The sequence below is a fragment of the Pseudomonas sp. W3I7 genome (assembly GCF_030816095.1).
Lineage (GTDB): Bacteria > Pseudomonadota > Gammaproteobacteria > Pseudomonadales > Pseudomonadaceae > Aquipseudomonas > Aquipseudomonas salomonii.
On sequence record NZ_JAUSXP010000001.1, the window covers coordinates 4,888,521 to 4,901,810 of the forward strand.

Consider the following 13,290-nt stretch of genomic DNA (forward strand, 5'->3'; position numbering starts at 1 on the left):
TTCTCCTTAACCCAGACCCAACAACGTGCCCCAATCGGCGGGACGCGTGACGACACCCGTACAGGCGCCGGCCAGCATGACGTCCACCGAGCCGGTGGTTGAACTGCGCATCGGGTGGATATGCATGTAGTTGGCAAAGTAGTTGTCGGGCATGAGCAGTGCCGAACACCAGCGCCACTTGCCCTTCTGGTTGCCGGTGGCCCACGCGCCTTCAATCGTGCCGTCATTGACGCGAACGAATGCGCCCATGGTCATGCAGTTGTTCAGCGGCACGGGAGTGGTCCCGCTCAAACGCCCGGTATCAATGCAGGTGGGAAACGCCAGCCAAGGCAAGGATTTGCTATCGGACCATTTCATTTGCCAGACATTGACCGTGTTTCGCCAGTAACCCGCCGCCCTGATGTCGAAATCGGGAAATTGCTCGCGCACATCGGCCTGCACCTGGCGCATGAAATCCACGTCTGCGTCGAGGCGCCCGGCCGATTGCGCCGCCTGGGTAATGGTACGCACGTTGGTGGCGGTGACTTCGCTATGCACCAACCAGCCATCAATCAGTTTGCCGGTGGTATCGGGCACCATATGAAAGTTTTTCGTAACGGCCAGGCGCGGCAAGCGACTGTTCAGGCTCAATAGCTGCTCGTCGTATCTGGCCTGAGCCTGCGCCAGTGCCTGGTTAATGTCGCCAATCTTGCCGGTCACGACGGTGGTCAGTGCATTTGCTGCGCTGACCACAGCCGCCAATTGCTGTTCAGTACTCAATGTGTGAACTCCTTGTAGTGCATTGAACGGTTCCCTGACCTTTCTGAACCGGGCCAGGTTTGGACTCTGAATAAACAGTTGCTACCCGGCCTTGGCCTCCAGTGCCATGACCCGAAACAACACTGAGACGCCTCTGGACATGTTGTCGATGCTGGCAGCCGACAGCGAAGCCAGCTCTTCAGTCAGCAGAATATTGAGGTTCTCAGCCCCCACTACTACCGTCACGCTGTCCGCCGGCAACGGCGAAATATCCAGCGTAAACTTTTGCAGCACTCGCGCCGCTGACGCTTTATAGGTCAGCAATTTCCCCGCCACGGAATACACCGCCAGCAAGGTCCCACTGGCGAGGTAAAAACCGAACTCGCCAATTTCATACTCGGCCTCGCCGTCAAACAGCGCGGCCATCCTGAGTTGCCGGTCACCCAGGTCCTCGTAATCCACAATGGCGACCCGCTGGCGTTCATCACGCAAGGCCACTTGCGCGCCGTCCGGGTTATAGCGGCCAGTACCAGCGCCGATGTGGGTGATCTCGCCTTTCAAGCCCTGGTTCTTTGCCTGCAGCACTTCATCCAAACCCTTGGAGGTGAAGCGCACCAGGCGCGTTATGTCATCTGTCATGGCTGCGCCCTGAGGTCGTAGTCGTTAATGGTGTAGTGCTGGGCAACCCCAGCACTGTTAAGCCGGGCAACCAGCGCAACGTCCGGCAGCGCTCCGTCCAGGTACAACTCGCCGTCACTTAGCGGCGCATGGAGGACCTGAGTGAGCGCAAGCCGCCCTTGGGTTTCGTGCACGATGGTGATGGTCGCCTGGTCCCGCTCGCTCTTGGCCGCGTTGATACGGCGAATCAAACGGTTGTGATCACCGCTGGACCAACTGCGCCCGATGATCGCCTGCACATCGAAGGTGTAGGGCATCTCCCTTGGCCGCTGCTGATACCAGGCGCTGATGTTGGGGGTGAACCCCAGCGATTCCACCGCATGACTCAACGCCTTGGGCGTGCCGGCCTGACGCTGGATCTGCCAGGACAAGGCCACGGTCAGGCGCTTTTCGGTTTCGCTGGCGTCGGCGTCCCATTCACTGACGCCGCGGTCGGCGGCCAGGTAAGGCAGAAATTCGCCCGGGGTTTGCAGTGGGTTCATCAACGCCGGAAACGGTGGCATGACGCGGTCGAGCAATTGCCCGAATCCCACGTCCAGAGCCTTTTCCAACGGTGAACTGTTGGCTGGCAACAAACTCGCTTTGTGCTCACTCATAACGTGCGCACCTCCACCTCGACACCCGTGCAATACGGAGCCTGGAAGGCGTTGCTGATAATGGGTTCGAGCGGCTCAACGATCTGTAACTGCGCGGCACCGGCGCTGTGAATCGCATAGTCGATCCAACTGGGGTCTACTCGCCCTTCGAGGCGATGACACGACTCTGCATAGTCTTGCAGCAGTTTCTGCGCCGCTACCTGAGTGAGCCCCGAGTCCGGACCGGCGTTGATCTTCGCGATTACACGGATCTTGTAGCGCAGGATGTGCGCCGCTTGCACGCTGACCAGGTCCGTCTCCGGTCGTACATCCGGCCGTGCGAAGTGGCGGCGAACACCGTCAAGCAAATCCGCAGAGGGCGTGCCGTCGCCTTCGCGAGAAAGCACCGTGACCATCACTTCGCCGGGCGCCGTTCGACGCGCGTTGCCGTCCTTGACCTGCGCCGCATAGCCGTCCGGGTCAAAGGTGTAGCTGACTGTCACCACGCCCGGCGTCGCGCTTTGCACTTTCACCGACGGCCGTTCACCCAGGGTAAACACCTCTCGCCGATACTGCATGCGCGAGCCCGCTGCCGGGGCATGGGGCGCCAGGTAATAACGCAAGCGAGCGTCGTCGTCACTTTCCAACGCCGCCGGGTCGCCGGGGTCGAGTACCTGGCGTTCCAGGCCCATATCGGCCAGGCGTGCATCCAGGTTGCTGCCAGTGGCCCACCACGCCAGCATCTGCTTGATACGCGCATTGTATTTGCGTTCGTGGGTTTGCAACCGCACACAAAACGCTTCCAGGGCCAGGGTCAGCAACTCGCTTTCGTTGTCGAGGCTGACCTTGAGTTTGGCCGCGCTTTGCGGTGCTCGGGTGGCGACGTAATCGACCACAAACGCCTTGAATTCGGCCAATAGCGGCTCGAACTCATCCACCGCAATGATGGCCGGTTCCGCCAGTTGGTTCTGGCCGGGGATCAGCATGCTCATGTCACGACCTCGAAGGTTTGTTGGCGGTTTTTCCAGGTGCCGGCGAAGCGCAACAGCAGGCCGGCGCCCTGGCGGGTGGCGACGATGACCTGGGGTTGAAAATCGCCGATGCCGTTGTGGCTGTTGTAGAACGCCTGCGCGGCGTGGCTTTGGGCGAGGATCAGCAGGTCGTCGCCGAGGTTCTGGCCAAGCAGTTGCGGGATCAGCGAGCCGTACAGCGGGCGTTTCTGCCGAGTGCCCACGGGGGTGGTCAGCGCTCGGGTGGCGCGCTGCACGAATTGCAGCCAGTCATCGACGGCTGCCCCGGTGTTTCGATCGATGCCGAGCATGGGATGTCCTTATCGGGGGCTGATGACGCGGCCTTGATGGTCCACCAGCGGGCCGCTGAAGTGCGCGCCGCCAGCGTCCAGTACCAGGCGGGTGCCGCCGATTTGCAGGGTGATGTTCTGGGGAGTGATCGTCAGGCTGGCGACGCCGACCTTCACTTCGACTTGTTCGCGGGTGCCGCTGAATGTGGTGGGACCGTTGACCCAATTGAAGGTGTGGCTGGCGTCGTCGTAGTCGCTTTGGGTGCCGTCCTGATGGCGCCTTCGGGTCACTGTGGCAACGCTGGAGACGGGCGGAAACTGCCTACTGTTGAGGCCGAACAAGGCTACGGACTGCCCGCCGCCTTCTCCGCTGCCGTAGTTAAGTAAAAGACATTGTTCGCCTACGGACGGGATACGGGTTTCGGTTTGCGCACCGGCGCTGGGGTTGAAAAAACGGATTGCCGGCGTGAGCAATTCGCCATGGCTGACCTTGCAGGTATTGCTCGCCGCGTCGACCGACTGACACGTGCCAATCCGACAAAAACTCTCGGCGCGTCGGTACAGGTCTTCAAGCTGGGTTTCCATCTCTGCCAGGCGTTCGACAATCGGCCCCAGTTGCATGCGTAACAGCGCGTCAAACATGGGCTACTCCGCCAGTGGTTTGTATTGGTCGGGATCGTCGATATCCGCCACTTCCCAGGTGCGGGCAAACAGCGGCTGGCCGGTAGGATCTGTGAGTAACACCGGCCCGATGTAGAGGGTTTGGGTGAAGGAGACAGTCCAGGTGTCGTAGTCCGTTTCTGCTGTTGTTGCAGCAACCGGAGCGGCGACGATATTTATCGGCAAATCGCACTGGGCCAAGGGCAGGCCCCAACGGTTATCCAGCACCTGGTCCATAAGCTGGCTGGCCAGGTCGCAGGCATCAAACGGCAACGCCCCCGGCGCCACCATGGCCCTGAGAGAAACGGTCAGGGCGTGCGCCTTGCGCCCTTCACGAGAGCGAATGCCTGGGCCATTGCCTTCGACCGTGATCAACACGCCGGTTTTATCCCCGGCGCCCTGAAAATCCTGGTGATTGCCAACCTTCAAGTCCGGGAAGGCCGCATGCAGCGCCGCGCTAATGGCAAGGGGCAGTTGGGAGGGTTTTTCGATAAGGGTCATAGTAAGTAGCATCCTTGCAACGATTACTGCGGGTCTTGGCCGGAGCCTTGGTTGACCCCGATGCGCTTGGCCGCCCAGCGCTCATAAAGGCCGATGGCGACATCGGCACCGGCCATTGCGGTGAGGCAACCGATGGCGCCGGCGGTCCAGATCGACATGCCGGCGGCGTAGCACAGCATCAAGGCTGAAACGCCGCAAACCATGCACGCGCCGGAGCGCAGGGCCAGGCGGCGGATCAGCGACCAGCCACGTGCGCCCTCCTTGTCGGCGCGCCACATTTCGCCGGACACCCCGCCGATCACGGCCAATACGATGACCAGCCAGATAGGCATTTCCGCTAACGCTTGTTGTTCATTTGTCATGTCACGCCTCCTGGCTGAGCACTCAATAGTCCATTTTTCATTCACACATGCTTCGATAGGTCGGCATTCCAAAAAGCCCGGTTGCCCGGGCTTTTCAGTAATGATGTCCTCGAACGTTCGGCGCTACTGGCGCGGTACGGTTCTTTCCTCAATGTTTTTCCGACCACGATCCCTGTCTGCCGGATAACTGCTTCTGGTGCTTTACGCTGCACACCCGGGTCAGTTGCCAACCCTCTGAACCGTTAAGGCCGGTTCATCGCTGCCTGTTTTTTTAAAGCGGTGTAACTAAAGAGCGTCGGCATCCTTGCCGGTGTTGCCTGGCGTCCCTGCCATCGCTTCGATGGCGTCCTTGCCGATGTTGCGTGCCTTCCTTGTCACTTTCCTTGGCAGCATCCTTGCCGCCTCCACCACCTTGTTGGCTGGCTTGAGATGAAGAGTATGCATGTATGCATATACAGTCAATGCACAAACGCATTTATTTTTGCCAGCGAAATGCATCAGTGCATTGAGAGCCTGATGGGCCAAGGGTTTACCGGTTTTTTAAGGTCGAAAAAAAGCCCGCACATGGCGGGCTTTGTCTTACGCAAGGAGGTTAACGGGCGTACATGCCCCACCAGAACACATGACCAAGGATGCTGATTTGCTCATCCTGGATATCCTGGAAGCTGTAGTCTTCGTCCGGGTGCTCATCGCGATTGAAACTGCGCAGGCGAATCCCGGAAGGCAGGCGATAGAGCTGTTTCACCCGCAATTGGCCATTGTGATTGATGGCATACAAGTCGCCGTCGACGATGTCGCCAATGCCGCTCTTGCCCGCATTCACCCCGACCGTCGCGCCATCGCGCAGCACCGGCAACATACTGTTGCCGCGCACTGTCACGCATTTGGCCTGGTCGAACTGCACCCCGTTGTGGCGAAGGCTGCGCTTGCCGAACCGCAGGCTGGCCTTCTCGCTTTCCTCGATGACGAATCTTCCTGATCCAGCAGCCAATTCAACCTCGCGCAGAAAGGGGATCGACACCTCGTCATCATTAACGGGCGTGTCGTCGTCCCACAGGCTTATGTCCTTGAGTTCCGAATGCATCGGGTCGCGCCCGTCATCGCGCCCAACGCCCAACGCCGCGCGCCCGCGCAGGTGATCGGTGCTGACGCGGAAATACTCGGCGATGCGCGAGATGTGCTTGTCCGACGGATCAACGATCTTGCCGCTGAGGATCCGCGAGAGTGTGGATTGAGGCACGCCGGTACGCCGGTGAAGCTCCGTGGGGGAGATCCGGTCGCGGTCCAGCAGCTCTCTTAAGACGGTTGAAACGTTGCGTTTTTGCATAACGGCGATAGTGCCGGGAGTTTTGGGGGTTGGCAAATGCTAAATTGCATAATTTATGCAATGGCAGAAAGTGTTAACCGACACGTCGGTAAGCAATTGGGGTCTGGGCACTCGTCAATTTCGAAGTCCGAGAGGCTGGTATCGGCCAGAAGCGGTCATTCATACGCGTCTACCAAGTTGGCATTCAGAACGGCGCGACAGGCTAGCACCTACTATTCAGTGCAGTCGTCCTGTAAATCGCTCTTCAGGGGATCCGGCAGCTAAAACGGCTTCGGCTTTTATCAGCGTGCCATCGAAATCTGCCGGCTTATCCAGCCCTATCCGTGCGCTGGTGCAGTAAAGCGTTTCATAACCAAGTCCCGCTAACACCGGACAAGTGGTCTGAATACACGGGGAGTCGATCACGCTGTCAACTTTGCCGTCAGTCGCGTAACGCACGACTCTGCTACCGCCCCATTCCGCATTCCAGAGAAAGCCCTGCGCATCAATACAAGAACCGTCTGGAGCACCCTGACCGTTGACTGTAGTGAATACACGCTGGTTTTCTAGCGACGGGTAATCGCAGCAGAAAATGCATCCTTGCAGGGAGTCCGCGTAATACATGGTGGAACCGTCCGGGCTAAAACAGATGCTGTTCGGGATCGCCACTTCGGGAAGGTCCAGCGTTTCAGTCTTGAGCGTCGCGGCATTGAACCGGTGAAATCGCCCTATAGTTTGCACCGCCTCACCGGCATCCATAGTGCTAAACACAAAGTTGCCCATACGGTCGCAGCGGCCATCATTGACCCGGGTTCCGGGTACTCCAGGCGTGATGGTAATTTTGGTGAAGCGAAGAGTACTCAGGTTGTAATAACCTAGGCAGGAGGCCAATCCCATTAGCAATACGTCTGTATTGGTCGTAAGGGCGAACGACCCCAGCGGCTCGGGCACTCGCCAGTGCTGTACTTCACCGCTCACGGGGTCCAGAGCAAGCAGTTCGCAACCAGGGATATCGGTCCAGAACAGGCGTTCCGTTCTTTCACACCAGACAGGGCACTCGCCAAGAAGACTGGTGGTGCCGCTTAGGGTTTTAAACATGGTTGCGTCCTACGAAACAGGATGGGGCAAACAAGGCAGTCAGTTGGAGAAAAGCGCTGACCACCTGTCACCGAACAGGGCGATGGCCAGTCCTGCGAGCATCACCATCGACCCGGCCAACTTGATGAGAGACACCGGCCTTTCCGATGCCCCCATCAATCCGAAATGATCGATAACCAGTGAGGAGATAATCTGACCTGCGATAGCGAGGCCCAGCAGGGCTGACAGGCCGATTTTTGGCGCAAGCACCACATAACTAAGCAAGGCACCGGCACCCAGCAGACCGCCCAGCAGGCTCCACCAGGGCTGGGCAGGTATAGCCGCCAGTGAGGCCACTATCCCGCCACGCATCAATGAAAAGACGCCCAGGCACACCGCTCCGGCAGTAAATGAGAACAGCGCCGCCGCTACGGAATCTCCACCCACACCTTTAGCGAGTTGACCATTCAGCGTGGTCTGCAGGGTAATGCCAAGCCCCGCGGCGATGGCCAGCAGGTAGTAAGCTGCGTTCATTTCGCGCCTCCTTACTTGGCTGACTCAAGCGGCATGAATGTCTCGGCAAAAATATCCGGCTGGTAGCCTGCGGCAGCAAACAGATGCTCACGGGATTCGTCGATTGCTGCACGCAGCCTTTCGCTGTCCACGCCCAGCACCTTGCCGCCGCGCTTGACGATGCGCCCGCCAATCATGACCGTGTCGACATTGCTGCGTTCGGCCGCGTGTACCACGGTGCCGAATGCGTTACCCGACGGGTAAAGGTTGATGTCCTGCGCATTGATAAGGATCAGGTCGGCCTGTTTGCCGGGGGTCAGGGTGCCGACTTTGTCCTGCAATCCTGCACAGGTGGCGCCGTCAAGAGTGGCGGCTTTGAGCAGGCCATGAGCCGGCAGGGTCACCGGATGATGCTCTGCGCCGCAGCAGCGCTGCTGGTGCATGCCCATGACGCGTTGCAGGTAGAACGCCACCCGCATCTCCATGAACATGTCACCGCTATAGGAGGTTTCGTTATCGACACTCAGCCCCGGGCTGATGCCGTGACGCTGGGCCGACTGCATGGCGAACATTCCATCTTCAATGCCGTAGTGGGCATCTGAACGCGGGCATACGTTGACCCGCACGCCAGCCTCGCGAATGATTTTCCAGCCGGCGTCCGGCAGCGCTGTGCAGTGGTTGAAGATGTTATCGGGGCGCAGCAGACCCTCGCGATGCAAACCCTCCAACTCAGCTGCCATGTCCCCGCCGAAGAATTCGGTAATGATAGGCAGCCCCAAGCGCCGGGCCTCAGCCCATAGCTCAGGCTCCAGCTGCGCCATTACCGCCAGCGAGAGCAGCGGGTTGTCACCGTTCTTGACGTATTTCCCCTGGAGACGCTCCAGGTTGCCGGGCCAGTGGGCTTTGTCCCACTCACCAGAAACTGGCGCACCGGAGGCGTGTACAGACCGGATACCAGCATCGAGCAGCGCCTCGACCGCGGCGTCGGAGTGCGCGCCGGTGCGGCTGTTGTGCGAGTTATCGACCACGGTCGTGATGCCCGCATCGATGCACCCCAATGCAGTCAGTAGATTGCCAATATACATGTCAGCCGGGCGATAGTATTTGGCGAACGAGAAGTGCGTTGCGTTGCAGTAGTCTTCCAGGGTTTCGGCATTCGGATTGATTCGACGCAGTTGGCCCTCCCAGGAGTGACGATGCGTATCGACCATGCCGGGCATGGCAATCATGCCGGATGCCTCGATAACCATAGCGTCGCCGGCCTCGATGTTTTCACCTATGGCCGTGATGGTGCTGCCTTCGATAAGGATATCGCCGCGCGCCAGATTGCCGATATCACCGTCCATGCTCAGCACAGTGGCGCCGCGGATAAGGGTGCGGGCGGCCTGAGCGGTCGGGGCCTGCACAATGCTGCGGTTATATTCAGCCATTTTCTGTACACCTCTTCAAATTTCGTTGGAAGCAATGTACGCAATGCGATACTGCGGGAAAAAGATGGTTAAACTGTTTTTATTATTCAATATCTACGAATAATAACGACTTTACCCGATCACTGCTTTGAGGCTGCTAACAGTCATGGACCGTATTCAAGCGATGCAGGTTTTCGTACGTGTGGCTGAAGCAGGAAGCTTTATCCAGGCGGCGCAGACGCTCTCTCTGCCGGCCTCCACAGTTACCAGCAGCGTTAAAAATCTTGAGAAGTACTTGCAGGTACGCCTGCTGAACAGAACAACGCGTCGGGTCAGCCTGACCTCTGAGGGCGCACAATATCTGGCGCAATGCCGGGAAATATTGGAGCTGATCGAACACACAGAGACCAGCCTGACGGATTCCGTAAAACGGCCACAGGGGCGTTTGCGTGTCGATATGCCGGGTGGCATTGCACACTTCATCGTCATGCCAAACCTGCAAGACTTCTACAGGCGCTACCCGGATATCTACCTGATGATAGGCGTCAACGATCGGCAGGTTGATCTGGTTCAAGAGGGTGTCGATTGCGTTATTCGTACAGGCGAGCTCGATGACTCAACGCTCGTTGCGCGCCCACTCGGTCGGTTTCGCTGGGTAACCTGTGCGTCTGCCGCCTATCTCGAAGAGAACGGCACTCCGCAAAATCCGCAAGATTTGTCTCACCACCGGGCCATCCATTACTTCTCGGGCCGCGCAAGGCAAGCAGGTGAAATGCGCTTTGCCCGTGGTACCGAAAAAATCTCAGTCCCGGTGAACGGCACAGCGGCCGTCAACGAGACTGGGCTTTACATCAAAATGTGCCTTGAAGGCTTTGGGCTGGTGCAGCTCGCTGAGAACGTGGTCAGCGAGCATCTGCGAGAAGGGCGACTGGTCGAAGTGCTTGCTGACTGGCAGCCCGCATCGGTTCCTGTTCACCTGCTATACCCGCATCAGCGCTTTTTATCGCCAGCTGTGAGCGCATTCGCTGACTGGATTGCTGGGCTTGTTCGCGACGATGATTCAGCAGATTCAAGTTGAACGTTGCGCCCGGCCAGCATGCCGGTGAATGCTCCGGCTACGGAGATTGCGGCTGTGATCAGCAGCGGTCCTGTCCAGCCACCGGTCCAGTCGTGCAGTTGGCCCAGCAGCAAGGGGCCTGCGGCTGCCATCAGGTAGCCGACGCACTGCGCCATTCCTGAAAGTGCCGCCGTGTCACCGGCATTTTTTGTGCGCAAGCCGATGAAGGTCAGGCCGAGCATCATGCTGGCACCAGAGCCGAAGCCCAGGACCGCGGCCCACAACATGGCGTAGTCTGGCGCGTAAATGAGCCCGATCAGGGATGAGGCGGTTAACAGGCTGACGGTAGCGGCTGCCAGTTTCTGGTCTTTGAGACGACGAAGCGTGGCCGCCAGAATCAAGCCGGGAATGGCCGTCGTCAGTTGAAGCGTGCCGTGTACCGTGCCTGCTTGCTCCGGGGATATGCCATGGTCCATCAGAATGGTCGGCAGCCAGCCGACGGCGACATAAAAAGGCATCGCGTTCAGCCCCATGAACAGTGTGACCTGCCATGCCAGCGGCGAACGCCAGACGGCCACGGTTGGCGCTTGTTTCGGACCTGACAGATTTACGTGTTCGTGTTTTTTCAACTGCGGCAGCCACACCACCAGCGCCAACAACGGGGCTGCGACCAACAAACTCAGGGCAATCGGCCATCCCCATGATTGGGTCAGCGGAACTATTACGGCTGAACCGACAGCGCCCGCTGCACCCATGGTGATGGAATAAGCGCCGGTCATGGACGCCATTTTTGTCGAGAAGTCGCGTTTGATCAGGCCGGGCAGCAGCACGTTGCCCAGGGCGATCCCAGTGCCTATCAATATCGTACCGGCGTACAACACCCATGCGCTGCCTGCGGAGCGGAGCAGGATGCCCGCTGAAATGACCAACAGTGCACCGAAAAGCGTGCGCTCGATGCCGAACCTGCGGGCGACCGATGCGCTGAGCGGGGAGAAGGCTGCAAAGGCAAGTAATGGCAGTGAAGTAAGCAGGCCTAGAGCTGAGGCGCTCAAGCCAAAATCATTCTGGATCAGCGGCAAAACGGGCGCGATGCTGGTAAAGGGAACGCGCAGGTTCACGGCGATAAGCAGAATGCATGCGACGAGCGCGATGGCATGCCACTTGTTTTTTGTATCTGACATATTCTTTATCTGTCCTCTTAAAAGAAGACAACTGTAGAGAACTTCAGAACCGGCTAATATAGATATCAAGACACCTGATATCTAAATTATGCCAAGCTCAAAAAATGTCGTTTCCTCGCCGGAAGATTTCGATTCAGACCTTTTCGCCCAGGCAGCGATTGCCCTCAAGGTTGCGCCTGACCTCAATGATTCGGGTGCCCGTCCGCATGATCATCGCAAAGGCCAGCTCATCCTGTCTTTGCATGGCGCAGTGAGCTGTGAGGTGCAAAATGCACTCTGGCTTGTCCCTCCCCAGCACGCCGTATGGATCCCGGGCGGCACGCCGCACAGTTGCCGAGTGACCGAAAACGCCCGGACCTGCTTTCTGTTCGTTGAGCCCGGTGCGGCAGCCATGCCTGAAGAATGCTGCACGGTTGCCATTACGCCCCTTGTTCGGGAGATGGTCCTGCATCTCGCTGAACAGGAACCTGCTTACCATTCCGAGGGCAAGACAGCTCGGCTGGTTGCAGTGCTGCTTGAGCAGCTTTCCGATGCCCCGCTGAAAGAGCTGCATTTGCCGATATCAGACCACCCCAAGATCAAACAAATCGCGGATACGCTCTTCTCAGATCCAGGCGACCGAACCACGTTGCGCGAGTGGGCCACTCGGCTTGCAACCAGTGAACGAACGCTGGCCAGGCTTGTAGAAAGCACGACCGGGCTGAGCTTCGGACGCTGGCGTCAACAATTGCATTTGATGATCGCACTGAGTCATTTGGCGGAGGGGGTATCCGTGCAACGTGTGGCGGGCATCCTGGGATATGACTCTGTTAATGCATTCATCACTATGTTCAAGAAAGCACTGGGTAAACCGCCTACTCAGTATTTTTCCTCTCTGCGCTAGTGCTCTGCTGGCTGATACAAAGCGCCGAGGCTGTAGAACGATCTGTCTGCTATTGGCCGAAAGCTGCCTTCACCTTAAACCATTGACCAAGCGATCAATCCTGCCCTCACATCTTTAGGTGATAATTTCCGGGGCGTATCCTCCCGCAGGGGTCCGCTGGCAACTGGCGAAGGAAAGCAAAGCAAAGAGATTCCCCCTTTTCCCAGTTGCACCCACCCCACCACCACGCTACCCTCCCCTCCGTCGCTGCCAATTCAGCGACCGGGCCTGATAACCCGGCAAGATGCAGGCGCACCAAGCGCCCCCAAAACTCGATTTGCAGGCGTTTTTTTTCGCCCAACATTTCGTGCAATGGCGGCTGTGCGTGGGAGACTTTCGGGTCTGCCGGGTTCCTGTATCTCCGGTTTATCAGCCTGCGCACAGCTGCCACCCAATTCGCCTGATAACGAATGTGGTAGCTCTCAATTGATATGGGAGTTTTACCGATGACCGCTACAAATCCGTCTGCGTTAACCACCCTCGGCGTCACCCCCTTCTCCTTCCACTCCGACCAACCGCTATTCCGCGTCAACAGCGGCGTCTCCCTGCACGAAGCCTTAAACCACGCCTCGGACCTCCTCCACGTCGCCAAGCAACTCGCCGAAGATGCGGCGATGACCAAGGAGAGGGACCGTTACGCCTGGGCGTCGCATTACTTGCAGGAGATGGTCAAGGCAGTGGTTGATGATGTGGTGAAGGTGTTGGATTCGCCCGGCAACCTTCAGTAAATCGGGCGACAGTAAAAAAGGGTGGCGCTTATATAAAGGCGCTGCCCTTTTTGTGTTTTACCTGGCCGTTTGCGACCTGCGAAGGGCCGACTTCACGTGTTAACCTTGCGCCCATCGCAACAAATGCTGGGCCAAGCGCCCAATGCCGATCAGTTAAGCGACTACGATTGGGCACGATGTTGAGCTTTAGAACTTCAGCGATGCGCGGGCTGCGGCCTGCAGGTACAGCGCGGCGATCCCTTCGCAGCCTCGCTAAGGCTCGACAGCTCCCACATTCGGCCTG

General features: G+C 58.4%; 17 protein-coding genes. 3 read left to right on the top strand and 14 right to left on the bottom strand.

What is annotated here, in order from left to right; all coding sequences use genetic code 11:
• Positions 1–6: 6 nt before the first annotated feature.
• The 13 genes from QF043_RS22680 to QF043_RS22740 all read right to left on the bottom strand — a co-directional run bounded on the left by QF043_RS22680 (position 7) and on the right by QF043_RS22740 (position 9,140).
• Positions 7–759 (bottom strand): hypothetical protein, encoded by a 753-nt coding sequence (locus QF043_RS22680; RefSeq protein WP_307420256.1) that lies wholly within the window; start codon positions 757–759, stop codon positions 7–9.
• Between the two features lie 81 nt (positions 760–840).
• The gene (locus tag QF043_RS22685) at positions 841–1,377 is read right to left on the bottom strand and encodes a hypothetical protein (protein ID WP_307420257.1); all 537 of its coding nucleotides are present in this window, start codon (positions 1,375–1,377) and stop codon (positions 841–843) included.
• Complete coding sequence (locus QF043_RS22690; protein WP_307420258.1) at positions 1,374–2,012, bottom strand: phage tail protein I; 639 nt, start codon at positions 2,010–2,012, stop codon at positions 1,374–1,376. Before QF043_RS22690 ends, QF043_RS22685 begins: the two co-directional genes overlap by 4 nt.
• A complete protein-coding gene (locus QF043_RS22695) occupies positions 2,009–2,983 on the bottom strand; it encodes a baseplate J/gp47 family protein (RefSeq protein WP_307420259.1) in 975 nt (324 codons plus the stop codon). Before QF043_RS22695 ends, QF043_RS22690 begins: the two co-directional genes overlap by 4 nt.
• Entirely contained in the window at positions 2,980–3,312 is a 333-nt protein-coding gene (locus QF043_RS22700) for a hypothetical protein (protein WP_053254663.1), read from the bottom strand. Before QF043_RS22700 ends, QF043_RS22695 begins: the two co-directional genes overlap by 4 nt.
• A 9-nt stretch (positions 3,313–3,321) precedes the next feature.
• Positions 3,322–3,933 carry a phage baseplate assembly protein V gene (locus QF043_RS22705; protein ID WP_307420260.1) on the bottom strand — a complete coding sequence of 204 codons (612 nt, stop codon included), beginning with the start codon at positions 3,931–3,933 and terminating at the stop codon, positions 3,322–3,324.
• Between the two features lie 3 nt (positions 3,934–3,936).
• Positions 3,937–4,452 (bottom strand): hypothetical protein, encoded by a 516-nt coding sequence (locus QF043_RS22710; RefSeq protein ID WP_307420261.1) that lies wholly within the window; start codon positions 4,450–4,452, stop codon positions 3,937–3,939.
• 23 nt (positions 4,453–4,475) lie between these two features.
• Entirely contained in the window at positions 4,476–4,814 is a 339-nt protein-coding gene (locus tag QF043_RS22715; RefSeq protein ID WP_053254660.1) for a phage holin family protein, read from the bottom strand.
• Positions 4,815–5,099: 285 nt separating this feature from the next.
• A complete protein-coding gene (locus QF043_RS22720; RefSeq protein WP_307421573.1) occupies positions 5,100–5,339 on the bottom strand; it encodes a hypothetical protein in 240 nt (79 codons plus the stop codon).
• A gap of 67 nt (positions 5,340–5,406) precedes the next feature.
• Complete coding sequence (locus QF043_RS22725) at positions 5,407–6,141, bottom strand: XRE family transcriptional regulator (protein WP_081321508.1); 735 nt, start codon at positions 6,139–6,141, stop codon at positions 5,407–5,409.
• A 216-nt stretch (positions 6,142–6,357) separates the two neighbouring features.
• Complete coding sequence (locus QF043_RS22730) at positions 6,358–7,218, bottom strand: SMP-30/gluconolactonase/LRE family protein (RefSeq protein ID WP_065883888.1); 861 nt, start codon at positions 7,216–7,218, stop codon at positions 6,358–6,360.
• Positions 7,219–7,257: 39 nt separating this feature from the next.
• Positions 7,258–7,731, bottom strand: coding sequence for a DMT family transporter (locus tag QF043_RS22735; RefSeq protein WP_015371102.1), 474 nt, complete (start codon positions 7,729–7,731; stop codon positions 7,258–7,260).
• Positions 7,732–7,742: 11 nt separating this feature from the next.
• Positions 7,743–9,140, bottom strand: a complete 1,398-nt coding sequence (locus QF043_RS22740) for an amidohydrolase family protein (protein WP_053139078.1) — start codon at positions 9,138–9,140, stop codon at positions 7,743–7,745.
• A gap of 145 nt (positions 9,141–9,285) precedes the next feature.
• Between QF043_RS22740 and QF043_RS22745 the strand changes: the two genes are divergently transcribed.
• Positions 9,286–10,197: a LysR family transcriptional regulator gene (locus QF043_RS22745; protein ID WP_015371104.1), complete on the top strand. Its 912-nt coding sequence runs from the start codon at positions 9,286–9,288 to the stop codon at positions 10,195–10,197.
• Here QF043_RS22745 and QF043_RS22750 read toward each other — a convergent pair.
• The gene (locus QF043_RS22750) at positions 10,110–11,357 is read right to left on the bottom strand and encodes an MFS transporter (RefSeq protein ID WP_307420262.1); all 1,248 of its coding nucleotides are present in this window, start codon (positions 11,355–11,357) and stop codon (positions 10,110–10,112) included. The two genes, QF043_RS22745 and QF043_RS22750, sit on opposite strands and share 88 nt — an antisense overlap.
• Before the next feature lie 88 nt (positions 11,358–11,445).
• On the opposite strand from QF043_RS22750, the gene QF043_RS22755 reads away from it, so the two are divergent.
• Positions 11,446–12,240 carry a helix-turn-helix domain-containing protein gene (locus tag QF043_RS22755; RefSeq protein WP_041931406.1) on the top strand — a complete coding sequence of 265 codons (795 nt, stop codon included), beginning with the start codon at positions 11,446–11,448 and terminating at the stop codon, positions 12,238–12,240.
• Between the two features lie 485 nt (positions 12,241–12,725).
• Complete coding sequence (locus QF043_RS22760; RefSeq protein WP_307420264.1) at positions 12,726–13,007, top strand: DUF3077 domain-containing protein; 282 nt, start codon at positions 12,726–12,728, stop codon at positions 13,005–13,007.
• The last annotated feature ends 283 nt before the right edge of the window (positions 13,008–13,290 follow it).